Genomic DNA, 22,585 nt, shown 5'->3' with positions numbered 1-22,585 from the left:
GCCTGCATGCGCCCCGCTTCCCGCACCCCGCCAACGATGAGCCGACGCCCCGACGATTCCTACGAAGACCTGCTGGGCCTGTGGTCCGACCTGGAGGCCGCACTGTCCGTGCTGCTGTCCGCGCCGCTGCAGGTGCAGGGCTTCCTGGTCAAGCTGCAGCAGATCGACCTGTGGCTGCAGGAGCTGATCGCCCACGACAGCGATGCCGCGCTGTACCTGATGTTCCAGCGCGCCTGCTCGTCCACCGTGGGCTACAGCGCCTCCCATGCCCTGGTCTGCGCCTGCCTGTGCCATGTGCTGGCGCGCGAGCTGCGCCTGGACGAGTCCGAACACCGCACCCTGGTGTATGGCGCACTGACCATGAACATCGGCATGAACGCGCTGCAGGACGAACTGGCGCTGCAGCGCGAGCCGCTGACCCCCGCCCAGCAGCAGGCCGTACAGCGCCACCCGCTGCACAGCCAGGCCCTGCTGACGCGGCTGTTCGTCAACGATGCGCTGTGGCTGGAGCTGGTGGGCCACCACCACGAGGCCGTGCCGCAGCAGCCGCTGTCCACGCTGGCGCCCGTGCAGCGGCTGGTCCGCATCCTGGGCACGGTGGACCGCTACGCCGCCCTGATCAGCCCGCGCAAGTCACGCGAAGGCCGCAGCGCCGCCGAGTCGCTGCGCGCACTCACCCAGCAGCAGCGCTACTCCGACGAGGTGGGCTTCGCGCTGGTGCGCGCCGTGGGCCTGTGCCCGCCGGGCACCTACGTGCGGCTGGACAACGGCGATATCGCCGTGGTGCTGCGCCGTGGCGAGCCGCCGCAGCCGCCGCTGGTGGCCAGCGTGATCGGCGCCGACGGCGCGAGCCTGTATCCGCCCGTCATCCATGAAGGCGAGGACGGCCCCCGCATCCGCTCGGCACTGGCGCGCGCCGCCATCACGCTGGAGCTGGACCCGCGCACGCTGGCCCAGCTGGGCGTGCTGGCCGCACGCGGCAGCCAGTCGCTGTACCGCATGGTGCAGATGCCCGGGCCTGTCTGAACGATCTGGCGCCTGAAGCGCGCGACACCGGCGCCGCGGCCCGTGTCAGGTCCGCGCGCCAGCCCACAGGCCCGCATGGTGGCCACGCGTGAAGGCCTCCTCCAGTACCGAGTAGCCGGCCCAGTCGGAATGTGCGAACCACAGGCGGCGCGTGCCCGGCGTGGGCAGCAGGGCCACGCGCTCGCCGGCGCACAGCGCGCTGCGCCCCCGGTGCAGCGACTGCAGCGCCACCTGGCTGAGCAGCTGCTGGTCACCGGGACGGGGTATGGCCATGGCGTGGCCGTAGCGCGTGATCTCCATGCGCGTGGCCTTGTGCAGCAGGTCGGGATGGGGGACGAGCAGGCTGCCGACGATGCGGTCCCGCCAGAAGCCGAAGGGCTGGCCCAGCAGTTGGGCGCGCCCGTCAGGCCAGTCGCCCAGCGCCTGGTAGTAACTGAGCACCGTGGGCCGGGGCGTGAGCCGGTCCAGGCCCTGGTGGCCCGCGTCCACGTAGCCCAGGCCGCCCGCATTCGGATCGGCAAAGAGCACGTTGTCCCAGGCCGGATCGGCGCCGGGCCGGTCGGCCAGCGGCCGCTGCAGATGGATGTTGGCCACCAGCCAGGGCGCCCAGTCCAGCCGGCCCGCCACCGCGCGCAGGAAGTCCGGCGCATCGCGCACCACGCGTGCCGCGATGAAGCTGGGCAGGGCCACGATGCAGCGCGCGGCCAGCCAGCGCTCGTGCTGCTGGCGACCGTGGTGGTAGACGTCGATCTCCACGCCATCGGCACTCTCGGCAATGGATAGCACGCTGCAATCGGTCTGCAGGTCGGTGGAGCCCAGCCCGGCCACCAGTTGCTGCGACAGCCAGCCATTGCCCTGGGGCCAGGTCAGCACGGCATCACCCGCGTCTTCGGGCGTGCGCTCATCCTGGCGGCGCGGGGCCGAGAAGCCGTGGCGGCTGGCGAAATAGTGAATGCCTGCCCAGGCCGACACCCGCGCCAGGCCCGCGCCGAAATCGTCGCGGCAGCAGTACTCCAGATACCAGATCAGCTGCGCATCATCGATGCCCTGGCTGGCCAGCCAGGCCTGCATGGTCTGGCCGTCCAGCGCGGCATGGGCGGCGGGCAGCCGGCCCTGGCGCTGCCAGACGCGGATGGACGGCATGGCAAAGGGCGCCCTGTCCATCTCCTGGGCCACGCTGCGCGCAAAGAGTTCGTACTGCTCCAGCGTGCGCGGCGCCACGCCATCGACGGGCAGCAGGCCCTCATGCCAGGCGCCCTGCCAGAACAGGCGCTCCTGCGGGCTGTGGCACAGATGGCGCTCGTCGTACTGCCAGCGGCCTGCGCGGCGCTGGCGCAGGCCCAGGGCCTCGAGCCAGTCCTGGACCTCGGATGCATCGTCGCCAGGCAAGGGCAGATAGTGGGCGCCCAAAGGACAGGCCAGCCCGGACATGCTGCCGCCCTGGCTGTTTCCGCCCATGGCCGGCTGCGTGTCCAGCAGTGCCACACCCTGCACCCCAGACAGCTCCAGCGCCCGCGCAGCCGCCAGGCCCGCCATGCCGCCACCGGCAATCACCACCTTGGCGCGGTGCACCACGGCCGGCGCCGGCAGCGCCAGGCCCTGGCCCAATCGCTGCCAGAAAGCGCGCAAGGCATGGCCGCGCTCCAGCGCCACGCCGCTGAATCCGCCGGGCAGGTTCTCAAGCCGCGGTGGCGTTGGCGTGCAGCCGGACAGGCCCAGGGCCGCGCCGCCGGCCAGGCCCTGCAGCCATTGGCGCCGGCTCCACAGGGGCGAGAGGCCGGTGCTCAACGCTCCACCCTGCCCCATTCGCGCTCGTAGGTGTTGACCAGCACCTGGTTGGACAGGCGGTTGACCTCGGCCGGAACGCGCGCCATGTCCAGCGGAAAGTCGAACATCAGCGCCATGGTCTGCGCGCTCAGAAAGCGCAGGCCCGCAGGCAGGGCATCGGGCTCGCGCCAAGGCCGGTGGCTGGCGATGACGAAGCCCCATTCGCCAAAACTGGGCACATGCGCGTGGTAGGGCGTGGCCTGCAGGCCGATGGATTCGATGGTCTGCACCACGGTCCAGTAGCTCTTGCGTGCGATCAGGGGCGAGGTGGTCTGCACCACGGCGTAGCCGCTGGCGGCCAGGCGCTTGTCCAGCAAGGCATAGAAGCTGTTGGTGAACAGCTTGCCGATGGCGAAATTGGTCGGGTCGGGGAAATCGACGATGACCACGTCGAAGGTATCGCCGCCCTGCTGCAGCCAGTGGAAGGCATCGGTATTGAGGATGTGCACGCGCGCATCGCTGAGCGCTTCGCCGTTGAGCCGGCGCAGCATGGCGTTGTCCTTGAACAGGTCCGTCATGGCCGGGTCCAGCTCCACCAGGGTGACCGACTCCACCGAGGGGTACTTGAGCACCTCGCGCACAGCCATGCCGTCGCCGCCGCCCAGCACGGCCACGCGCTTGGGCGCGCCATGCGCGGCCATCACCGGGTGGACCAGGGCCTCGTGGTAGCGGTACTCGTCGCCTTCGGCGAACTGCAGGTTGCCGTTGAGGTACAGCCGCGCACCCTGGCGACCCTGCGTCACCACGATGCGCTGGTAGGGCGAGCTGCTGGAGAGCACGATGCGGTCCTGGTAGAAATGGTCGTCGGCCAGGCGCGTCAGATGGTCGGCGCCCCAGATGCCCGTGCCCAGCAGGGCCAGCACGGCCGCGCAGGCCAGGGCATGGGCGCGCGGGCGCCGCAGTTCATGGCGAAACAGCAGCAGTGCCCAGACCGCTACCGCCGCATTCATGAAGCCGAACAGCAGCCCCGTGCGCACCAGGCCCAGCTTGGGCACCAGCAGCAGCGGAAATGCCAGCGACACGGCCAGCGCGCCCAGGTAGTCGAAGGTCAGCACCTGGGACACCAGGTCCTTGAGCGTCACATTGCGCTTCAGGATGCGCATCACCAGCGGAATCTCCAGCCCCACCAGGGTTCCCACCACCAGCACCATGCCGTACAGCAGGAACCGGAACGCGCCGGGCGCGTAGGCATTGGCAATGAACAGCGTGGCCGGCAGCGCGCCGCCGACCAGGGCCACCATCAGCTCGATGCGCAGAAAGTGCGCGGGCAGATGGTCCTCGAAATAGCGCGAAAGCCATGAGCCGATGCCCATGGCGAACAGGTAGCTGCCGATGATGGTGGAGAACTGCAGGACCGAATCGCCCAGCAGATAGGAAGCCAGCGCACCTGCAGCCAGTTCGTAAAGCAGGCCGCAGGCCGCGATCACGAAGACGCTGACCAGCAGGGCGATGTCGATGGGACGCGCCGGCTGCGCGCCGGCAAGAGGGGCTGAGGTTTGCACGGCCGGTATTGTGCGCGATGCGCCCCCCGTGTGCGCGAGAGGCGCCGTGCAACGGGAGAAGGCGCCGCGCGCCTCCTGGGGGTTCCGTCAGAACTGGTAGTTGGCGCTGACCAGCACGCTGCGCGGTGCGCCCGGCATGGAGCCGGAGCGCCAGTACTGCTTGTCGAACAGGTTGGACAGGGCCACGGTCACGGTCCAGGCGTCCTGGCGCCAGCCCACCAGCGCATCCCAGCGCGAGTAGCCGGGCAGGATGGCCGTGTTGGCGGCGTTGGTGAAGCGGCTGCCCGTGTAGGTCACGCCGACTTCGCCATACCAGGGTCCCTTGGGCGCATAGCGCAGGAACAGGTTGCCGTTGCGCTTGGCCGTGTCACGCAGGTACAGGCCCACGTTGGCGGGGTTTTGCGCGTCTTCAGCCACCTTGGCCTCCATGAAGGCCACGCCGCCGCGCACATACCAGGAACTGGCCACGCGGCCCGCCGCGCTGAACTCGATGCCGCGCGAACGGTCCTTGCCCCGGATGGCCCAGGTGTAGGGATCGTTCTCGGGATCGGGACGGTAGCGGATGTTGTACTTCTCCAGCTGGTAGACGGAGACCTGGGTGGACAGCGCGCCGCCGAGCCAGTCGCTCTTGACGCCGACCTCGGACTGGCGCGAGTACTGGGGCTCGTCGTCCGGCACCGCGCCGACAGCGGTTTCCACGGACAGGATGCCGCGACCGCCATAGGGCGAGTAGCTCTTGTTCCAGGACGCATAGAAGCTGTGCTCACGCACCGGCTGCCACACCACGCCCACGCGCGGGCTGAAGCCGTTGCCGTCGGTCTTGCGCGTGAGATTGGCGATCCTGTTGGTGCTCTGGAAGTCGTAGCTGTCGTAGCGCAGGCCCAGCAGCAGCTTCCACTGCTCGGTCAGGCTGACCAGGTCCTGCATGTACAGCGCCTGGCCCTTGCCCTTGTGATAGTTGTCCTGGGTCGGCTTGCCCTGCACCGGACGGCTGGGCCAGACGATGGGCTGGAACGGATCGTAGGAGAAGGTGCTGCCGGGCTGGCCGACGCGCGGCGCGCGCTCTTCCTCGCTGGCCTCCAGGCCCACCAGCAGATCGTGCCGGATGCTGCCCGTGCTGAACTTGCCCGTCAGGTCCAGCGTGTTGGACAGCGTGGTGTTGCGGGTCTGCTGCCAGGCGTAGTTGGGCGTGATCTTGCCGGTGGCGGCACGGTAGGTGCCGGCGAAGTAGTGGTCGAAATCCTGGCTGGCCTCGCGCTTGCTGGCCACCCAGCGCAGACTCCAGCGGTTGTTGAAGTCGTAGGACAGGTCGGAGCGCAGCACGCGCAGGCGGTCTTCCACATAGTCGCCCGGCGCCGCAAAGCCCTTGCGGATGGAGACACCGGCCGGCAGCTGGTCGTAGACCGGACCGCGATCGGGCACGCGCCAGACGTTGTCATAGGTGTACTGGCCGGTCCAGCGCCAGCCCGTGCGCGAGTCCACCAGGATGCTGGGCGAGACCATCTCGTTGCGGTTGCGTATGCCTTCGCGGAAGCTGTGGGCCTGCTCGCGATCGGCCGTCAGTCGCACGGCCACGTTCTCGTTGAGCACGCGGTTGATGTCGATGGTGCCGCCCACGTTGTCCCAGGAGCCGCCGCGCAGCGTGATGCTGCTCTTGGCGTCGAAGCGCGCCTGCTTGCTCACCATGTTGACCACGCCGCCGCCTGCGCTGCGGCCATAGAGCACCGAGGCCGGGCCCTTGAGGATCTCGATGCGCTCCACATTGGCGGTGCTGCGGCGTACCTGGCCGCTCTCGCGCACGCCGTCGCGGTAGATGTCGCTCTCGTCGGCCTTGAAGCCTCGGATGTACACGCCTTCGCCGCGCATGTCGTAGCTGGTGTTCACGCCGGGAACGCCGTCCAGCATGGTGGCCAGGTCGTTGATGCCGTAGCTCTTGTACTTGTTGACCTCCAGCGTGTCGATGGTCTGCGGGATGTCCTTGGGCGCCAGGTAGGTCTTGGTCGCCGTGGTCACGCCTTCGGGCCGCACATCGTCAGGGTCGTACTGGGAGGCGTTGACCTGCAGCGTGGGCAGGGTGTGGGCCTGTTGAGGATGCGTCTGCGTCTGCGTCTGTGCCTGGGCCGGATCGGCTGGAACGGCTGGGGCGGCCTCCTGGGCAAGGACCGCCCCCGCCAGCGCGGTGGTGATGATGCCAGCGGTCACACCCACTGAAAGCCTTGCCCTGCGGGCAGCTTGATGGTCTGTCATGGAAACCCTCTCTTCGAATGAAGGGGGCGATTTTATTTAGAATGCAAACGAATATCATTTGCAAACTCACTATCAACAAGGAATTTGTTGCGACGCAGCAACGCCGCCATGCGCAGCGCAGCCGCACCTTTTCAGGCGGGCTGCGTGTCGGCAGGAGATGGGGAATGCGGGGGCCAGGCGGCCCCGTTCAGTGGATGGCGGCAGCGACGATGATGCTGATGCCCAGGCACATGGCGGCCACCACCATGGCCAGCGCCTTGTTGTGCTTCTCGACGATCTCGGCCCACATGTCCACGGGTGTGATCTTGTCGATGATGAAGAAGCACAGCCAGAACACCACCACGCCCACCAGCGCATAGAGGATCGAGCCGAAGAAGGCGGCGGGGTTGAGCCAGTCGAAGTTCATGATCAGTTTCTCCGTTGTTTACTTGTGGCTGCCGCCCGAGGTGTAGCCACCCCAGGAGCCGCCGCTGCTGCGGGTGTAGCTGTTGCAGTTGGCGTCGGTATTGGGGTCGCAGTTGGGGCGCGATGCGCAGCCGCGCAAGGTGACGAACACCAGCCAGAGGATGAGCAGCCCGATGACGATGGTCCACAGGCCGAAGCGGCTGCCCGACATCACGCCGACCTGCGAGCGGTCCCGCAGCTGCTTGAGGCCGAAGGCCGTGGCCAGCGTGGTGGCCGAGACGGCGCTGCCATGCGACCAGGTGGTCTCGCCGTTCTCGGTCTCGCTGGCCAGAAAGGCCTTGTTCTGCGCGCCTGCGCTCACATAGTCCACATTGCGCGTGGTCTGGCCGCGCTGCACGGGCCAGTAGAACTCGCCCAGCGCATAGGTGGTCTCGGCCGTGTAGCGCGATTCAAGCTGGTACTGCCGGCCCATGTACTTGGCCGTGCTGCGGTTCTTGGAGAGCTTGGGCACGCCCGTGGTCACGCGGGCCATGCTCCAGCCATCGGAGGAATCGACCAGGAAGGCGAAGCCGGCCTTCTGGCTGAACAGCAGGTATTCCTCCCAGCCAAAGCTCTCGTCGTCGCCGGCCTCCTCGCCCATGCGGTGCTGAAAGCCCACCACCTGCCATTGCAGGCCTTCCAATGCGCCCTTGCTGCCCAGGGGGATGGCGGGGCGCACGGGCTCGTTCTGTTCGGCATAGGACAGTTCCTTGCCAATGCCCTGGCTCAGGTCCACCAGCGATCCGCAACTGGGGCAGCTCAGGCTCTTGGTGGTGGTGAAGCGCACGGGCACCACGGCGCCGCACTTGGGGCAGTTGAAGTGCCGGCCCTGCTCACCCTTGAGCGAGGCGCCGTCGCGCAGGCCCTGCAGCCTGAGGTCGTCCAGCACCACGCGTTCGCCCAGGCTCAGCGCAGGCGGCTGGGACGAGAAGTCCACGGACAGGACCTGGCCCTGCTCGCTGCGCAGCTCCACCAGCCGGTACGGCGTGCCGGGCTCGGGCAGCTGCGCCAGCTCGCCCTGGGCCGATACCAGCCGCGCGTTCTGCACGCTGCTGACCGTGAAGCTCTTGCCACCCAGCACGCGCTGCGAGCCCAGCAGCCAGTCGGAGGCCTTGAACGGCCCGTTGCGCAGGGCCTCGGCCTCCCAGGGCCAGGACCAGACGAACTGGCCGTTGTCCTCGCTCAGGAAGCCCAGCGCGCCATCGCTGAACGCGGCCACCCATTCGCTCCAGGCGCCCGCCTCGCTCTTGAGCTGCAGCCGCCCGACCAGGGTGAAGTGCTCGGGCTTGCCGTTGCGCAGCATCTGGCCCGTGGCGCCGATGCGCAGGGGGCTGTAGTCCTCGAAGACCTCGGCCATGGAGCCACGGCGCTGCAGCACATCGCCCTGGCGCACCACGGTGCTGCGGCAGAACTCGCAGACGGCATAGCTGGCCTGGGCGCTGGCAAATTCCACGGGCGCGCCGCAGCCGGGGCATGGTGCGCGGTACACGCGCTGCGATGGACTGGATGCCATGTGAGAGAGTCGTCAGTGAAGAGAGGGCCTGGAGCGTGACCGGCCGGCCACGCCCCGCACGCAAGCTGCGCCCGTGGTGCGCAGCGCGGCGGCGACGGTCAATGCGGCTTGCCTTTGGCCGTGCCGGGCTTGGCCGCGGCGGCTGCCGGGTCGGCCTTCTTGCTGCCCAGCCTGGATTCCTTGCCGGCCATCAGGCGCTGGATGTTCTCGCGGTGGCGCCAGATCAGCAGGGCCGCCATGGCGACGATGGCGGCGGCAATCGGTGTCTCGGCATACCAGACCACGCCACTGCACAGCAGGTAGTAGACGGGGGCGAACACGGAGGCCACCAGGGCCGCCAGCGAGGAATAGCGGAAGAACACGGCAATGATCAGCCAGGTCAGCGCCACCGCCAGGCCCAGCCAGACGCTGATGCCCAGCAGCACGCCCAGGGCCGTGGCCACGCCCTTGCCGCCCTTGAAGCGGAAGAACACCGGGTACAGGTGGCCCAGGAAAGCAGCCAGCGCCACCATGGCCACCGTGCCGTCGCCCATGCCGAAGCGGCTGCCGAACCATTGCACCAGGGCCACGGGCAGCCAGCCCTTGGCGGCGTCCAGCAGCAGGGTGACGGCCGCTGCCGCCTTGCTGCCGGAGCGCAGCACATTGGTGGCGCCGGGGTTGCCGCTGCCATAGGTACGCGGATCATTCAGGCCCATGGCCCGGCTGACGATGACGGCGAACGACAGCGAGCCGATCAGGTAGGCCGCCACGGTGGCGAGAAGGGGGTAGAGCGCGTTCAATTGAAGTCCTTGGCCGGTCTGTGGAGCGCCGGCGCGCGATCCGGCCGGCCATGATGGCCCGCCCTCCCTGATCGCCGACACATGTTTTTCATCAGGACCTGCGCGAACCCGGTGGAGACGGTGGCCGCCTTCCCGTGTGCGCAAGTCATGTTCATTTCTTCAGGGCATCTATTCTGCCAGCGCGCAGTGCACGGGCCGTGCATCCAGCAGCTGCACGCAGACCTGCGGGTCCAGCTGCACCAGAAAGCCCCGGCGCCCGCCGTTGATGGCGATGCGCGGCAGCGCCAGGATGCTCTCTTCGATATAGACCGGCATGTCGCGGCGCGTGCCGAAGGGCGAGGTGCCGCCGACCAGGTAGCCGCTGTGGCGGTTGGCGACTTCGGGCTTGCAGGGCTCCACGCTCTTGGCGCCGATCTGCCGCGCCAGGTTCTTGGTGGAGACCTTGCAGTCGCCATGCATGAGCACGATCAGCGGCCTGGCGTCCTGGTCCTGCATCACCAGGGTCTTGACCACCATGTGCTCGTCCAGGCCGAGGCTGGCCGCGCTGTGCTCGGTGCCGCCGTGTTCCAGGTACTCATAGGGGTGCTCGGTGAACTCCACCTTGTGGGCGCGCAGCAGCTGCGTGGCCGGTGTCTCGCTGACATGAGAGTTTTTCTTGGACATGAATTTTTTATCGTTTTACAATAATTTTTTATCGATTCATCAATACAAGGCTGTGCCATGAACTATACGCCCCACGCCGCGGGCAACACCCTGAGGCGCCACTCCCAGGCGGCGCGCATCCTGATTGCGCTCGGTGCCGTCGCGCTGCTGGCCCTGCCGGCAGCCGCCCTGCTGTCGCCGCAAGATCTTTCGGGCCAGGCGGAAGGCCTGCTGGGCATGCCGCCCGGCCAGCCGCTGGACATGGCTGCGCGCTGGCGCACCGCACTGGTCAGCCTGCTGCCCGTGGGCTGCGGCCTGTATGCGCTGCGCCAGTTGTGGACACTGTTCGGCGAGTACCTGCAGGGCCGGGTCTTCGGCCAGCAGGCGCAGCACGCCCTGATGCGCTTTGCCTGGACGGTGCTGGCGGGCGCGCTGGCCCTGCCCTTCACGCGCGCGCTGATGTCGGTGGCGGCCAGCATGGGCAATCCGCCAGGGCAGCGCTTCGTCACGCTGGGCCTGTACTGGCACGATGGCCTGCTGGTCCTGCTCGGCGTGGTGCTGGTCTCCATCGCCCATGTGATGCTGCAGGCGCGGCGCATCGCCGACGAGAACGCGGGATTCGTCTGAGCATGCCCATCATCGTCCACCTCGATGTGATGCTGGCGCGCCGCAAGATGCGCTCGCGCGAACTGGCCGAGATGGTCGGCATCACCGAACAGAATATTTCCCTGCTCAAGAGCGGCAAGGTGCGCGGCGTGCGCTTCGACACGCTGGAGCGCATCTGCGAGGCGCTCCAGTGCCAGCCCGGCGACCTGCTGGAATGGGTGGCAGGGCCCGAGGCTTGAGCAGCGGACGGCTGCGGCTGATCGCGGGCCTGCTGCTGTCGCTGCTGCTGCATGGGGCGCTGCTGTGGCAGGGTCTGGCCCCGGACATTGCGCGGCCCGGCACCGGGCAGGCCGAGGCGCACCGCCTTCAGGTGGTCTGGGTCGAGGCGCCGATGCCGATGCCGATGCCGATGCCGACGCCAACGCCGGCCCCCTCTCCTGCTCCAGCGGCTGCCCGGCCCGGACCGGCGCCCGCGCCCGCGCCCGCGTCCCCGCCTACGCGACGGCCGGACACCGCCGCCGTCGCACCGCCTTCAATGCAAAGCGCAGGGGCTGCAAAGGCCACGGAGCAGGCCGCGACAGCCGCCGCGCAAGCGCCTGTGCTCGCCGACACCGAGGCCGCTCCGGACGCCGCGCGCAGCGCCAGGGCCATGGGCCGCCTGCTGGACTCGGCCGCAGGCCGCGAGGCCGTGCAGTCGGCGGCCCGGCAAGGCCTGGTCAGGCCCCAGATCCCTGCGCAGCGCGAGGACCCGCTGGCCAGCGGCATGCGCGAGGCCGCCCAGGGCGACTGCATGAAGGGCGAGTTCAAGGGCGGCGGCATGGGCCTGCTGAGCCTGCCCATGCTGGCGGCCGCTGCGCTCCAAGGCGAGTGCAGCCGCTGAAGGCGCAGAGCCTAGGCCTATTGCGCAGGGCCGAGGCCTATTGCGCGGGGTCGCGCACTTCCCAGCGGATGGCGTCGATGGCCGACAGCAGTTCGGGCGACAGTTGGGTGCCCCAGGCGTTCAGGTCCTCATCGAGCTGGGCCACCGAGGTCACGCCGATGATGGTGCTGGCCACCTGCCACTTGGTGTAGCAAAACGCCAGCGCCAGCTGCGTGGGCGTCATGCCATGCTCGCGCGCCAGCGCGTTGTAGCGGCGCGCGGCGGCCAGGGCTTCGGGCCGGCCCCAGCGCTGCTTGCGCACGGACTCGTAGCGCGCAATGCGTGCGGCCTGCGGCGCAGCGGGATCGGTGGGCGCATGCACGTCGAACTTGCCCGTGAGCAGGCCGAAGGCCAGCGGCGAATAGGCCAGCAGCGAGACACCCAGGCGGTGGCAGCTTTCATCCATGCCGTTTTCCCAGCTGCGGTTGAGCAGGCAGTAGGCGTTCTGCACCGAGGCCACGCGCGGCAGGCCGTGCTGCTCGGCCAGGCGCACGAATTCGTGCACGCCCCAGGGCGTTTCGTTGGACAGGCCGATGTGGCGCACCTTGCCTTCACGGACCAGGCGGCCCAGCGCCTCGAGCTGCTCATGGATGCCGGTCTGCGAGCTTTCCTTGGACGGGTCGTAGTACAGCTGGCCGAAGGCCGGCACGTTGCGCTCGGGCCAGTGGATCTGGTAGAGGTCGATCACGTCCGTGCCCAGGCGGCGCAGGCTGCCTTCGCAGGAGGCGGCGATGTCGGCCGCCGTCATGCCCTTGCCCTCGCGCACCCAGGGCATGCCCCGCGAAGGACCGGCCACCTTGGTGGCCAGCACGACCCTGGCGCGCGCGCCAGGGCGCTGGGCGAACCAGCGGCCGATGATGGTTTCGGTGGCGCCGCAGGTTTCGGCGCGTGCGGGCACGGCATACATCTCGGCCGTGTCGAAGAAGTCCACGCCGCGCTCCAGCGCGCGGTCCATGATGGCAAAGGCCTCGGCCTCGCCGACCTGCTCGCCGAACGTCATGGTGCCCAGGCAGATGGGGCTGACTTGCAATGCGCTTTGACCGAGCGCCACCGGTTGCATCGAGGGGGAATTCATGGGCACCGAGTGTAGGGCCGCCCGTGTTTACCCTGACGACAGCGCGCCCACCCGGCCAGGGCCGGGCGGGCGCGTTGCGTCCGTCGGGATCAGGCGCCCTGCGGTGCCTCGGTCTGCAGCACGCCGCGGTTGATCTGGTCGCGCTCCATGGACTCGAACAGGGCCTTGAAATTGCCTTCGCCGAAGCCCTCGCGGTAGTTGCCCTTGCGCTCGATGAACTCGAAGAACACGGGGCCCAGCATGGGCTGGGAGAAGATCTGCAGCAGCAGGCGCGGCTGGCCGCCCTCGGTCGTGCCGTCCAGCAGGATGCCGCGCGCCTGCAGCTCGCCCACGGGCTGGCCGTGGCCGGGCAGGCGGCCTTCCAGGTTCTGGTAGTAGATGTCGTTGGGCGCGGTCAGCAGCGGAATGCCGGCCATCTGCAGCTGGTCGATGGAGTCCAGCAGGTTGTCCGTCAGCAGCGCGATGTGCTGGATGCCCTCTCCGTTGAACTGCATGAGGAACTCCTCGATCTGGCCGCCGCCCTGGCGCGATTCCTCGTTCAGCGGGATGCGGATCAGGCCGTCGGGCGCCGTCATGGCCTTGGAGGCCAGGCCGGTGTACTCGCCCGAGATGTCGAAGTAACGGATCTCGCGGAAATTGAACAGCTTGCTGTAGAAGTCCGCCCAGTAGGTCATGCGGCCGCGGTAGACGTTGTGCGTCAGGTGGTCCACCACCTGGAAGCCGTGGCCCTTGGGGTTGCGGTCCACGCCGGGCAGGAACTCGAAGTCGATGTCGTAGATGGACTTGCCTTCGTCGAAGCGGTCGATCAGGTACAGCGGCGCGCCGCCGATGCCCTTGATGGCCGGCAGGCGCAGCTCCATGGGACCCGTGGGGATCTCCACCGGCTGGGCGCCCAGTTCCAGCGCGCGCTTGTAGGCCTGGTGCGCGTCCTTGACGCGGAAGGCCAGGCCGCAGGCCGAGGCGCCGTGCTCGGCCGCGAAATAGGCGGCCTGCCCCGGCTCATTGTTGATGATGAAGTTGATGCCTCCCTGGCGGTACAGCAGCACGTTCTTGGAACGGTGCTTGGCCACCAGGGTGAAGCCCAGCTTCTCGAACAGCGGCTCCAGCACGCCGGGCGCGGGCGACGCGAATTCCACGAATTCGAAGCCCATCAGGCCCATCGGGTTGTCGAACAGGTCTGCCATGGTTGGTTCTCCTTGAAGGTTTCAACGGGGGATGTGCGCGGGTTCCAGTACGGATTCCAGCACAGGCGTGGGACGTTGGCGGAACACGAGGCGATAGGCCCCGTAGACCACCAGGACCCAGATCGGAATGGCCAGCGCGGAGGACCGCACCGACGGTGTCAGCAGCATCACGCCCACCACCAGGGCCATGGCAGCCAGGCAGATGGCATTGGTCAGCGGCGCGGCAGGTGCGGGAAAGCCCAGCACGGTCTTGCGCGCCACATGCGCCCGGCGAAAGCGCCAGTGCGCCACGATGATGATGGTCCAGGTGATCACCAGGGCTGCCACGATCAGCGACATCAGCAACTCCAGCACGCCGGCCGGCGCCACATAGTTCAGCACGATGGCCAGCGCCGTGAAGATGGCCGGATAGACGATGGCCCGCACCGGCACGCCGCGGCGGTTGACCTGCATCAGCGAGCGCGGCGCATTGCCTTCGCTGGCCATGCCGTACAGCAGGCGGCTGTTGCTGTAGACCATGCTGTTGTAGACCGACAGCGTGGCCGTGAGGATCACGAAGTTCAGCAGGTGGGCGGCCGTGTTCTCGCCCAGGCCCGAGAACACCAGCACGAAGGGGCTGCTGCTGTAGGTGTCGCCGCCGGCCTTGAGCTGGCCCAGCAGGTCGGTCCAGGGCATCAGCGACATCAGCACGGCCATGGAGCCGATGTAGAACACCAGCACGCGATAGATCAGCTGGTTCACGGCCTTGGGGATGACGGTGCGCGGCTGGTCGGTCTCGGCCGCCGCGAAGCCCAGCATCTCCACGCCACCGAAGGCGAACATGATGAAGGCGAAGGCCATCACCAGGCCTGAGAAGCCGTTGGGGAAGAAGCCGCCGTGCGTCCACAGGTTGCGCACGGTCTGCTCGGGCCGGTCGGCGCTGAACAGCAAATACAGGCCTGCGCCGATCATGGCCATCACGGCCACGATCTTGATCAGCGCGAACCAGAACTCGAACTCGCCATAGGCCTTGACGTTGATGAAGTTCACGCCGTTGATCAGCACGAAGAACACCGCCGCCGTCACCCAGGTGGGTATGCCGGGCCACCAGAACTGGATGAACTTGCCTGCGGCCGTCAGCTCCAGCATGCCCACCAGCACATACAGCGCCACACAGTTCCAGCCCGCAAGAAAGCCCGCGAAGCGGCCCAGGTAGCGGTTGGCGAAATAGCTGAACGAGCCCGCGTTGGGCTCCTCGACCAGCATCTCGCCCAGGAAACGCATGATGAAAAAGATGATCAGCCCGCCAATGGCGTAGCCGAGCAGCACGGACGGGCCGGCCAGCTCGATGATGCCGGCCGAGCCCAGGAACAGGCCCGTGCCGATGGTGCCGCCCAGCGCGATGAGCTGGATATGGCGGTTCTTGAGCCTGCGCTCCAGATGGCCCTGCGAAGAAGAACTGTGCATCAAGGGGGTGCTCCGACTCTCAGCAAGGCGCGCGGCGGCGCAGGGGTTGGAACACTTCGGTGGTCTTCACGGCAATGTCTCCTCGTGGGGTGCCTGTTGGAATGCGGGGCCTTGTGCGCCCCTTGTTGATGGGTATCAACTATAAAAAACAATAAATTATTATTTCTTGTAATTTATCCCTATGGACAAGCCCAAAAAGAAGGAGTAGCGAAGGCCATCGACGCATTGCCGCCCGCCATGCCGCACTCCGGCAACGGTTGAACGCCCGCAACAAACAAAAACAATCTACTATTATTTTTTTGCCCTCTGGAGCCCAGAACATGACGACGTCCGCCACGCAGCGGCGCGCACGCACGCCGCAGACCGAGCGTGTGGAGACAACGCAACGCAAGATCATCGACTCCGCCCTGGCGCTGCTGCGCGAGGGCGGCTTCAAGAGCGCCACGCTGCAGGCCATCGCGCGCGGCGCCGATGTGTCGCTGGGCGCGCTGCAGCACCACTTCGAGAGCCGCGATGCGCTGATGGAGCGGCTGGTCATCGAGGTCATGGAGCCGCTGAGCGACCAGGGCACGGTCTGGCCCGACAAGGCCCTGCCCCTGCGCGAGCGTGCACAGACCTTCGTCACCCTGGCCTGGGACAACATCTTCGGTGCGGCCAACTACCAGGCGGCCTGGAGCATGTTCTTCGGCTGCAAGGCCTCCCCCTCGCTGTTCGACCGCGTGGACGCGCGCCGGGTACATGTGGACAGCGTGTTCTACACCCGCTTCCTGGACGTCTTCCCCGAGATCGCGGCCCACCATCCCCGCCCCCAGGGCTTTGCGGCCATGGCCTTCGCCATCCTGCGCGGCACCGGCGTGCTGGAGCTGTTCGAGGTGGGCGAGCAGGAACGCCAGGGCAGCCTTGATGCGCTGGTCGAGGCCATCGTCCAGGCAGGCACCCCTCAGGCCGGCGGCGGCGCCGCCGCCTGAACCTCGGTCAGTCCCCAGACCCTGCGCAGCTGCGACAGCGTGGCCACCAGGGCCGGGTCGTGCTCGGCCTCGCGCGGGTGGATGAAGCCCAGCTGCGCCGACACGCGCGCATGCGGCCAGATGGCCACGCAGCCATGCTCGGCCGCGGCCAGGGCGCGGTCCTCGCGCAGCAGCGCCAGGCCCAGGCCGGCGCGCACCAGGCTCTCGGGCGCGGCGGCGGCATCGCTTTCCACGATCTGATTGGGGCTCAGCCCCTGGCGGGCGAACAGCGCCAGCAGCAGGGCCTGCTCATGGTGCTGCGCGGGCGCGCCGATCCAGGGCAGTTGCGCCAGGTCCTTCCAGCCCGATTGCAGGACGCGCTCGCGCAGCGCGGGCGGCGCCGCCACGCGGTAGTGCAGTGTCTGCAGCACCAGGGCACCCAGGTCGCGCGGCATGTGGGCGCCGATGTAGAACGCGCCCTGCAGGCCGCCGGCCGCGACCTGCGCGCGCAACTCCTCGGCCCAGCCCTGGCGTGTCTTGATGTCCAGCAGCGGCAGCGCCTCCACCAGGCCATGCAGCAGCGAGCCCAGGCGCAGCGCCTCGGGGTCGGCCACCGTGCCCAGCAGCAGCTGGCCGGTGATCTCGCCCTGCAGCTCGCGGGCCTGGCCCTGCAGGCGTCCTGCCGCATCCAGCACCTGCCGGGCGGGCTCCATCAGGGCCTCGCCGGCCCGCGTGAGGCTGATGCGGCCCGGGCGCCGGTCGAACAGCGCCACGCCCAGCTCTTCCTCCAGCGCCTTGATCTGGGCCGTGATGGCGGGCTGTGTCAGGTGCAGGGCCTCGGCCGTGCGCGTGACGCTGCCCAGCGTGGCCGCCGTGACGTAGGCGCGCAGCTGATACATCTCCATGGGCGGCCAGCCTAGCGCAGGCGCCAGGGCCTGCGGCCCGGGCAGGCCCGGGTGTCAGGGAACATCCCTAGCCGTCTCATCGTTCACTCATCGAGGTAGCGCAGCTGCGTGGGCTCGATGCCCAGGCGCACCGGCATGCCCATGGGGAACATGGCAATGCCTGCGTAGTGCGCCTGGTCGGCGACCACGGCCACCTCGCCCACGCGCACGCGGTAGCGCGAGAACTCGCCCAGGAATTCGGCGCTCTCGATCTGCCCTTCCACCCACACGCGCGAGGCATCGCCCGCATCGTCGCGCACCGCAATCTGCACCTGGTGCGGCCGGAAGGCCAGCGCCGCGCGCCCCGGCACGGGCGGCTGGGCCGGGCGCGGCAGAGTCAGCGTGCCCAGGCCCGGCACCTTGAAGACCAGCGACTCGCCTATCGTCGGCAGCACCTCGCCCTCCAGCACATTGGCCGTGCCGACAAAGCCCGCCACGAAGCGGTTGGCCGGATAGTCGTACAGCCCAGCCGCCGAGCCCACCTGCTGCAGCACGCCCTTGTCCAGCACGGCCATGCGGTCGGCCGTGGTCATGGCCTCTTCCTGGTCGTGGGTGACGAAGATGGTGGTCAGGCCCAGCTTGCGCTGCAGGCTGCGCAGTTCCTCGCGCATCTGCACGCGCAGCTGCTTGTCGAGGTTGGACAGCGGCTCGTCCAGCAGCAGCAGCTTGGGCGCGATCACCACGGTGCGCGCCAGCGCCACGCGCTGCTGCTGCCCGCCCGACAGCTGGCCCGGGCGGCGCTGCGCGTACTGCGACAGGCCCACCAGCTCCAGCACCTCGCCCACCTTGCGGCGGATGGTGTCGCGGCTTTCGCGGCGCTCGACCAGGCCGAAGGCCACGTTGTCGTACACCGTCATGTGCGGCCACAGCGCGTAGTTCTGGAACACCATGCCGATGTTGCGCGCATGCGGCGGCACGCCCGTGATGTCCTGCCCGCCCACCAGCAGCTCGCCGCGCTGGTGCCGGTTGAAGCCCGCGATCAGCCGCAGCAGCGTGGACTTGCCCGAGCCCGAAGGCCCCAGCAGCGCGAAGAACTCGCCGGGCTCGATCTTGAGGTTGACGTCGCGCAGCACTTCGTTGCTGCCGTAGCTCAGGCTGATGTGCCTGCATTCGAGGGAGACAGGGTCCAGGTGCATGGCGTTTCACTCCGAAGTCGATTGCACGGTGGCGCGCGAGCGCTCCACGAAGCGGTGCGAGAAATACGTGCCCAGGCCGACCACGACCACGGCCAGCACGCCCAATGCCGCACCGGGCCCGCGCCCCGAGATGCTTTGCATGTACAGGTAGATGCCGTAGCTCATGGGCGCCTGGCTCTGGGCCGAGGCCAGCATGATGGTGGCCGACAGCTCCACCGCCGCCGTGATGAAGCTGGTGACGAAGCCGGCCAGGATGCCGCCGGCCATCAGCGGCACCATCACGCGCCGTATCACGCTGGTGCGGCCCGCGCCCAGGCTTTGCGCGGCCTCCTCCAGCGAGATGTGCACCTGCTGCAGCGCCGCCATGCACGAGCGCAGCGCATACGGCAGCCGCCGCACCGCATAGGCCAGCATGATCAGCACCCAGGTCGTGACGATGGGCGTATCGGTGAAGGGCAGGTTCACGCCCTTGAACAGCCGCAGGTAGCCGATGGCCAGCACCAGCCCCGGAATCGCCAGCGCCACCGAGGCCAGGTAGTCCAGCCACTGCCGGGCAGGCAACCGGGTGCGCAGGATCAGGTAGGCGATGGCGGTGCCGATCACCACGTCGATGCCCGCCGCCATCAGGCAGTACAGCAGCGTGTTGCCGATCATGTAGCCCGAGTCGGTGAACACCGTGGCGTAGTGCTCCAGCGTGTAGCTGTCGGGCAGCACCGAGAAGCTCCAGACCTTGGAGAACGACATCAGCAAGATGCCGATGTGCGGCGCCAGCACCACCAGCAGCACCAGGGCGATCCAGCCATAGGCCAGCAGCGCCTCCCAGGCTGACAGCCGGCGCTTTTGCAGCGCGCTGCCACCCTTTTGCAGCGTGGCGTAGTCCTTGCCCTTCATCACCCGCGCGGCCAGCCACAGGGCGACGATGGAGAACGCGATCATGATCACGCTGATCACATAGCCCAGCGGATCATCGAGCCCCACCGAGGTGATGCGCAGATAGGCCTGGGGCGCCAGCATATTGGTCACGCCCATCACCAGCGGCGTGCCCAGGTCGTCGAACACCTTGACGAACACCAGGGCCGCGCCCGCCAGGTAGCCGGGCATGGCCAGCGGAAAGATCACGCGCCGGAACAGCCGGAAGCCGCGCGAGCCCAGGTTCAGCGCCGACTCCTCCATGGCCCCGTCGATATTGCGCATGGCCGCCACGAGGTTGAGCAGGATGAACGGGAAGTAGTGGATGCTCTCCACGAAGATCACGCCCGTCAGCCCCTCCATGATGGGCACGGTGAAGCCGAACCAGTCGTCCAGCAGCAGGTTGACCGAGCCGCTGCGCCCGAAGATCAGCTGCAGCGCCACCGCCCCCACGAAGGGCGGCATGATCAGCGGCAGCACGCCCAGCGTCTGTATCAGCAGCGCGCCCCGGAACTCGAAGCGCACCGTCAGGTAGGCCAGCGGCACGGCGATCAGGCTGGCGAAGAACACGCTGGCCAGGGACACGCCCAGGCTGTTGAAGAACGACTCGCGGAAGACGGTCTGGCCGAAGAAATTGCCGAAGTGCCCCAGCGTGAGCCCGCCGCCTTCATTGATGAAGGCGGTGTAGACCACCATGCCCACGGGCACGATGAGAAAGGCCAGCAAAAAGGCCAGGATCAGCGCGAAGGCCAGCCACGGCCCCCAGCCCGACGGAATGCGCCGTGCGCGCGCAGCAAGGGGGGCGGCGCCGGGCGCCGCCATGGAATCGATGCTCATGCGAATGCTCCGCAGCGAAAGAGACTGTCAAGGGGAGTGCATGCAGGCGCCCGGTGCCGGGCCCCTGCGCCCGCCACTTACCGGGCCAGGCCGCGCGCCTCGGCGGCCAGCTTGCCTGCGCGCTCGTAGTTGGCACGCGCCTTGTCGGCCCACATCTGCTCCAGGCCCGTCAGCTCCTTGGACACGGCCACATCGCGCCGGCTCTTGCGGAACAGCTCCAGGAACTGCTCGTCCTTCACATTGGCTTCGCCCACCAGCGGCGAGTAGGCGATGTCGCGCGCCTGCGCCAGCAGCTCCTGCCCCTTGGCATTGGGCTTGGCCTGCAGGGCCTTGTGCGCCTCCTGGATGGCGCGCGTGGCCGCCTGCAGCTCCTTGAGGCGGAAGGTCACCATCTGGTCGAACAGGCTGATCACCACGGCATAGCGCGACTCGGACAGGTTGGCATCGAACTGCACCTTGGCGCGCTGCGCCACCTCCTGCGGCACGGGGTAGCCGGCCGGCGCCTTGAGCTGGCTGTAGGGCAGGATGGGCAGGCGGCTGATCTTGGGGTCGAACAGCAGCTGCTGGCCCGGCACCGACATGGTGAAGGCCATGAACTTGCGGGCCTCATCGGCATTCTTGGCGCCCGCGATCAGCGCGATGTTGGCCGGCACCACGGCCGTCATCGCCGGGTAGGCGAAGTCCACCGGGAAGCCCGAGTACTTGCCCGCCAGCCCGAAGAAATCGATCACGATGCCTATGCCGTACTGGCCGTTGTTCACGCCATCGGGCACGGCAAAGCTGCGGTCGGTCACGGCAGCGGCATTGCCCATCATGGACAGCAGCTGGCGCCAGCCCTTGTCCCAGCCCTCGCCCTGCAGGATGGTCTCCACCGTCAGCTGCGTGGTGCCCGAGCGCGAGGGCGAGGAGATGGCGATGTGGCCGAAGTACTCGGGCCGCGTCAGATCGCTCCACTCCTTGGGCGCCGCCAGCTTGTGCGCCTTCAGGTAGCGCGTGTTCCACATGATTCCGTAGCCGGCCAGCGCCTGGCCGTAGTACAGGCCCTGCGGGTCGTTGAGCGGGTAGTTGCCGATCTTGGCGGGCGCGGCCGGATTGCGCGCCTCGGGCGCGGCGGTCAGCAGCTTGTTGCGCGCCAGCACCTCGAAGGCATCAGGGGCGCTGGCCCACATGATGTCGGGCCGCTGGCCCTCGGGCAGCTCGCGCACATAGGCCACGGCGGCCGTGGTGTTCTTGTTCAGGATCTCGATCTTGATCCCCGGATTGGCCGCCTCGAAGGCCTTCTGGTAGGCCGTGGTCAGCTCCTTGGGAAACGAGGTCAGCACCGTCACCGTGCCGGCCTGCGCCGCCATGGCGGCGCCCCACAATCCTGCGGCCATGGCGGCCGTCAGCCATCTGCGTTGCTGCATTGCTGTCTCCTTCGGGTTGTTGTGCGGTCGATCTGCAACCCACTGTAGGCAGCGCCGGCCCTAACGGCCAATCATTGTTTCTGATGCCGTGCATCAGCGGCGGCGGCGCTCGGGTTACTACCTGCGGGTCTGCCGCCACAGGGAAATCCCGCGCAACCGCTGTCCCGCCCCTGACTGCTGCACAGCAGCAAACCGGAATAATCGGCGGGATGCTGCAAGCCTCCTCTTCCCTCTCCGCCCCGGCCGCTGAAGAAGCGCCCATCTACGTTGCCAGCCGCCCCTGGCGCTCGCGCATGGTGCCGGTGCGCACCATGGAGTACCACGTGCGCGAGTGGGGGCCCGTGGATGGCGATCCCGCGCTGGCGCCGCTGGTGCTGGTGCACGGCTGGATGGATGTGGCGGCCTCCTACCAGTTCGTGGTCGATGCCTTTGGCGAGGCCTTCATGGCGGGGCGCCGCATCATTGCGCCGGACTGGCGCGGCTTCGGCCTGAGCCGGCCGGCCTGGCCTGCCGACCGGCATGACTTTGCCGACTACCTGGGCGACCTGGACCATCTGCTGGACACCCTGGTGGGCGATATGCCCGTGGACCTGGTGGGCCACAGCATGGGCGGCAACGTGTCCATGATGTATGCGGGCGCGCGGCCTGCGCGCATACGCCGGCTGGTCAATCTGGAGGGTTTCGGCATGCCGGCCACCCGGCCCGACCAGGCGCCCGCACGCTATGCGCAGTGGATGGACGAGCTGCGCCAGCTGCGCAGCGGCGGCATGGAGCTCAAGAGCTACGACAGCGTGCAGGACGTGGCGCGCAGGCTGATGAAGACCAACCGCCGCCTGCCCGGGGACAAGGCGCTGTGGCTGGCCCACCACTGGGCGGCGCCCAATGCGCAGGGCCGCTGGGAAATCCTGGGCGACACGGCGCACAAGCTCATCAGCGCGCAGCTGTTCCGCGTGGAAGAAATCCTGGCCCTGTACCGTGCCATCACGGCGCCGGTACTGGCCGTCGAGGCCAGCGACGACAGCCTGGGCATGTGGTGGAAGGACCGCTACACGCTGGCCGAGTACCACGAGCGCATCGGGCAGATTGCCGTCTGCCGCACGGCCGTGGTCCAGGACGCCGGCCATATGCTGCACCACGACCAGCCGGCGGACGTGGCCGGGCTGATCGAGCAATTCCTCAGCACCTGAGTCCTGCGC

Annotated in this window: 20 protein-coding genes; 6 read left to right on the top strand and 14 right to left on the bottom strand. The window is 68.2% G+C overall.

Annotated elements, in window-relative coordinates; all coding sequences use genetic code 11:
• Positions 1 to 36 precede the first annotated feature (36 nt).
• Complete coding sequence (locus AAN986_RS09355) at positions 37 to 1,026, top strand: HD domain-containing phosphohydrolase (protein WP_047218417.1); 990 nt, start codon at positions 37 to 39, stop codon at positions 1,024 to 1,026.
• Positions 1,027 to 1,071: 45 nt separating this feature from the next.
• Here the strand turns inward: AAN986_RS09355 and AAN986_RS09350 are convergent, their stop codons facing one another.
• The 7 genes from AAN986_RS09350 to ybaK all read right to left on the bottom strand — a co-directional run bounded on the left by AAN986_RS09350 (position 1,072) and on the right by ybaK (position 10,001).
• Positions 1,072 to 2,832, bottom strand: a complete 1,761-nt coding sequence (locus AAN986_RS09350) for an NAD(P)-binding protein (protein ID WP_047218416.1) — start codon at positions 2,830 to 2,832, stop codon at positions 1,072 to 1,074.
• A complete protein-coding gene (locus tag AAN986_RS09345) occupies positions 2,811 to 4,355 on the bottom strand; it encodes a polyamine aminopropyltransferase (protein ID WP_047218415.1) in 1,545 nt (514 codons plus the stop codon). The genes AAN986_RS09350 and AAN986_RS09345 overlap by 22 nt, the downstream gene beginning before the upstream one ends.
• Before the next feature lie 87 nt (positions 4,356 to 4,442).
• Positions 4,443 to 6,602 (bottom strand): TonB-dependent siderophore receptor, encoded by a 2,160-nt coding sequence (locus tag AAN986_RS09340; protein ID WP_047218414.1) that lies wholly within the window; start codon positions 6,600 to 6,602, stop codon positions 4,443 to 4,445.
• A gap of 187 nt (positions 6,603 to 6,789) precedes the next feature.
• A complete protein-coding gene (locus AAN986_RS09335; RefSeq protein ID WP_016449242.1) occupies positions 6,790 to 7,008 on the bottom strand; it encodes a DUF350 domain-containing protein in 219 nt (72 codons plus the stop codon).
• Between the two features lie 18 nt (positions 7,009 to 7,026).
• Positions 7,027 to 8,559 carry a DUF4178 domain-containing protein gene (locus AAN986_RS09330; protein WP_349335613.1) on the bottom strand — a complete coding sequence of 511 codons (1,533 nt, stop codon included), beginning with the start codon at positions 8,557 to 8,559 and terminating at the stop codon, positions 7,027 to 7,029.
• Positions 8,560 to 8,657: 98 nt separating this feature from the next.
• A complete protein-coding gene (gene plsY / locus AAN986_RS09325) occupies positions 8,658 to 9,338 on the bottom strand; it encodes a glycerol-3-phosphate 1-O-acyltransferase PlsY (protein WP_016451416.1) in 681 nt (226 codons plus the stop codon).
• Between the two features lie 168 nt (positions 9,339 to 9,506).
• Entirely contained in the window at positions 9,507 to 10,001 is a 495-nt protein-coding gene (ybaK, locus tag AAN986_RS09320; protein WP_012206589.1) for a Cys-tRNA(Pro) deacylase, read from the bottom strand.
• 57 nt (positions 10,002 to 10,058) lie between these two features.
• Here ybaK and AAN986_RS09315 point away from each other — a divergent pair, with 57 nt between their 5' ends.
• The 3 genes from AAN986_RS09315 to AAN986_RS09305 are packed head-to-tail and all read left to right on the top strand — an operon-like array spanning position 10,059 to position 11,466.
• The gene (locus tag AAN986_RS09315) at positions 10,059 to 10,607 is read left to right on the top strand and encodes a DUF2975 domain-containing protein (RefSeq protein WP_012206590.1); all 549 of its coding nucleotides are present in this window, start codon (positions 10,059 to 10,061) and stop codon (positions 10,605 to 10,607) included.
• Positions 10,608 to 10,609: 2 nt separating this feature from the next.
• Positions 10,610 to 10,825 carry a helix-turn-helix transcriptional regulator gene (locus tag AAN986_RS09310; protein ID WP_013801570.1) on the top strand — a complete coding sequence of 72 codons (216 nt, stop codon included), beginning with the start codon at positions 10,610 to 10,612 and terminating at the stop codon, positions 10,823 to 10,825.
• A complete protein-coding gene (locus AAN986_RS09305; RefSeq protein WP_047218412.1) occupies positions 10,822 to 11,466 on the top strand; it encodes a hypothetical protein in 645 nt (214 codons plus the stop codon). The genes AAN986_RS09310 and AAN986_RS09305 overlap by 4 nt, the downstream gene beginning before the upstream one ends.
• A 37-nt stretch (positions 11,467 to 11,503) precedes the next feature.
• Here AAN986_RS09305 and AAN986_RS09300 read toward each other — a convergent pair whose 3' ends face one another.
• The 3 genes from AAN986_RS09300 to AAN986_RS09290 all read right to left on the bottom strand — a co-directional run bounded on the left by AAN986_RS09300 (position 11,504) and on the right by AAN986_RS09290 (position 15,210).
• Positions 11,504 to 12,565, bottom strand: coding sequence for an aldo/keto reductase (locus AAN986_RS09300; RefSeq protein WP_043790114.1), 1,062 nt, complete (start codon positions 12,563 to 12,565; stop codon positions 11,504 to 11,506).
• Positions 12,566 to 12,669: 104 nt separating this feature from the next.
• Positions 12,670 to 13,764, bottom strand: coding sequence for a 4-hydroxyphenylpyruvate dioxygenase (hppD, locus tag AAN986_RS09295; protein WP_047218411.1), 1,095 nt, complete (start codon positions 13,762 to 13,764; stop codon positions 12,670 to 12,672).
• 21 nt (positions 13,765 to 13,785) lie between these two features.
• The gene (locus AAN986_RS09290) at positions 13,786 to 15,210 is read right to left on the bottom strand and encodes an amino acid permease (protein ID WP_047218410.1); all 1,425 of its coding nucleotides are present in this window, start codon (positions 15,208 to 15,210) and stop codon (positions 13,786 to 13,788) included.
• A 320-nt stretch (positions 15,211 to 15,530) separates the two neighbouring features.
• Here AAN986_RS09290 and AAN986_RS09285 point away from each other — a divergent pair, with 320 nt between their 5' ends.
• Positions 15,531 to 16,178: a TetR/AcrR family transcriptional regulator gene (locus AAN986_RS09285; RefSeq protein WP_047218409.1), complete on the top strand. Its 648-nt coding sequence runs from the start codon at positions 15,531 to 15,533 to the stop codon at positions 16,176 to 16,178.
• Here the strand turns inward: AAN986_RS09285 and AAN986_RS09280 are convergent.
• The 4 genes from AAN986_RS09280 to AAN986_RS09265 all read right to left on the bottom strand — a co-directional run bounded on the left by AAN986_RS09280 (position 16,151) and on the right by AAN986_RS09265 (position 21,389).
• Positions 16,151 to 17,062 (bottom strand): LysR family transcriptional regulator, encoded by a 912-nt coding sequence (locus tag AAN986_RS09280; RefSeq protein WP_016449232.1) that lies wholly within the window; start codon positions 17,060 to 17,062, stop codon positions 16,151 to 16,153. The two genes, AAN986_RS09285 and AAN986_RS09280, sit on opposite strands and share 28 nt — an antisense overlap.
• Positions 17,063 to 17,145: 83 nt before the next feature.
• The gene (locus AAN986_RS09275) at positions 17,146 to 18,231 is read right to left on the bottom strand and encodes an ABC transporter ATP-binding protein (protein WP_170962126.1); all 1,086 of its coding nucleotides are present in this window, start codon (positions 18,229 to 18,231) and stop codon (positions 17,146 to 17,148) included.
• 12 nt (positions 18,232 to 18,243) lie between these two features.
• Positions 18,244 to 19,983: an iron ABC transporter permease gene (locus AAN986_RS09270; RefSeq protein ID WP_016451410.1), complete on the bottom strand. Its 1,740-nt coding sequence runs from the start codon at positions 19,981 to 19,983 to the stop codon at positions 18,244 to 18,246.
• 77 nt (positions 19,984 to 20,060) lie between these two features.
• The gene (locus AAN986_RS09265; protein WP_349335612.1) at positions 20,061 to 21,389 is read right to left on the bottom strand and encodes an extracellular solute-binding protein; all 1,329 of its coding nucleotides are present in this window, start codon (positions 21,387 to 21,389) and stop codon (positions 20,061 to 20,063) included.
• A 209-nt stretch (positions 21,390 to 21,598) separates the two neighbouring features.
• On the opposite strand from AAN986_RS09265, the gene AAN986_RS09260 reads away from it, so the two are divergent.
• Positions 21,599 to 22,576, top strand: a complete 978-nt coding sequence (locus tag AAN986_RS09260; protein ID WP_047218408.1) for an alpha/beta hydrolase — start codon at positions 21,599 to 21,601, stop codon at positions 22,574 to 22,576.
• Positions 22,577 to 22,585 lie beyond the last annotated feature (9 nt).

It is taken from the genome of Delftia sp. DS1230 (genome assembly GCF_040112715.1).
Lineage (GTDB): Bacteria > Pseudomonadota > Gammaproteobacteria > Burkholderiales > Burkholderiaceae_C > Comamonas > Comamonas tsuruhatensis.
The sequence above is the reverse complement of the archived record's forward strand: the minus strand, read 5'-3'. Positions and strand labels throughout refer to the sequence as shown.

Coding starts and splice junctions, on each gene's coding strand:
- AAN986_RS09355 (WP_047218417.1), top strand. CDS start 37: ATGAGCCGACGCCCCGACGATTCCTACGAAGACCTGCTGGGCCTGTGG.
- AAN986_RS09335 (WP_016449242.1), bottom strand. CDS start 7,008: ATGAACTTCGACTGGCTCAACCCCGCCGCCTTCTTCGGCTCGATCCTC.
- AAN986_RS09310 (WP_013801570.1), top strand. CDS start 10,610: ATGCCCATCATCGTCCACCTCGATGTGATGCTGGCGCGCCGCAAGATG.
- AAN986_RS09340 (WP_047218414.1), bottom strand. CDS start 6,602: ATGACAGACCATCAAGCTGCCCGCAGGGCAAGGCTTTCAGTGGGTGTG.
- ybaK (WP_012206589.1), bottom strand. CDS start 10,001: ATGTCCAAGAAAAACTCTCATGTCAGCGAGACACCGGCCACGCAGCTG.
- hppD (WP_047218411.1), bottom strand. CDS start 13,764: ATGGCAGACCTGTTCGACAACCCGATGGGCCTGATGGGCTTCGAATTC.
- AAN986_RS09315 (WP_012206590.1), top strand. CDS start 10,059: ATGAACTATACGCCCCACGCCGCGGGCAACACCCTGAGGCGCCACTCC.
- AAN986_RS09260 (WP_047218408.1), top strand. CDS start 21,599: ATGCTGCAAGCCTCCTCTTCCCTCTCCGCCCCGGCCGCTGAAGAAGCG.
- AAN986_RS09290 (WP_047218410.1), bottom strand. CDS start 15,210: ATGCACAGTTCTTCTTCGCAGGGCCATCTGGAGCGCAGGCTCAAGAAC.
- AAN986_RS09330 (WP_349335613.1), bottom strand. CDS start 8,559: ATGGCATCCAGTCCATCGCAGCGCGTGTACCGCGCACCATGCCCCGGC.
- AAN986_RS09270 (WP_016451410.1), bottom strand. CDS start 19,983: ATGAGCATCGATTCCATGGCGGCGCCCGGCGCCGCCCCCCTTGCTGCG.
- AAN986_RS09265 (WP_349335612.1), bottom strand. CDS start 21,389: ATGCAGCAACGCAGATGGCTGACGGCCGCCATGGCCGCAGGATTGTGG.
- AAN986_RS09350 (WP_047218416.1), bottom strand. CDS start 2,832: ATGGGGCAGGGTGGAGCGTTGAGCACCGGCCTCTCGCCCCTGTGGAGC.
- AAN986_RS09280 (WP_016449232.1), bottom strand. CDS start 17,062: ATGGAGATGTATCAGCTGCGCGCCTACGTCACGGCGGCCACGCTGGGC.
- AAN986_RS09300 (WP_043790114.1), bottom strand. CDS start 12,565: ATGCAACCGGTGGCGCTCGGTCAAAGCGCATTGCAAGTCAGCCCCATC.
- AAN986_RS09285 (WP_047218409.1), top strand. CDS start 15,531: ATGACGACGTCCGCCACGCAGCGGCGCGCACGCACGCCGCAGACCGAG.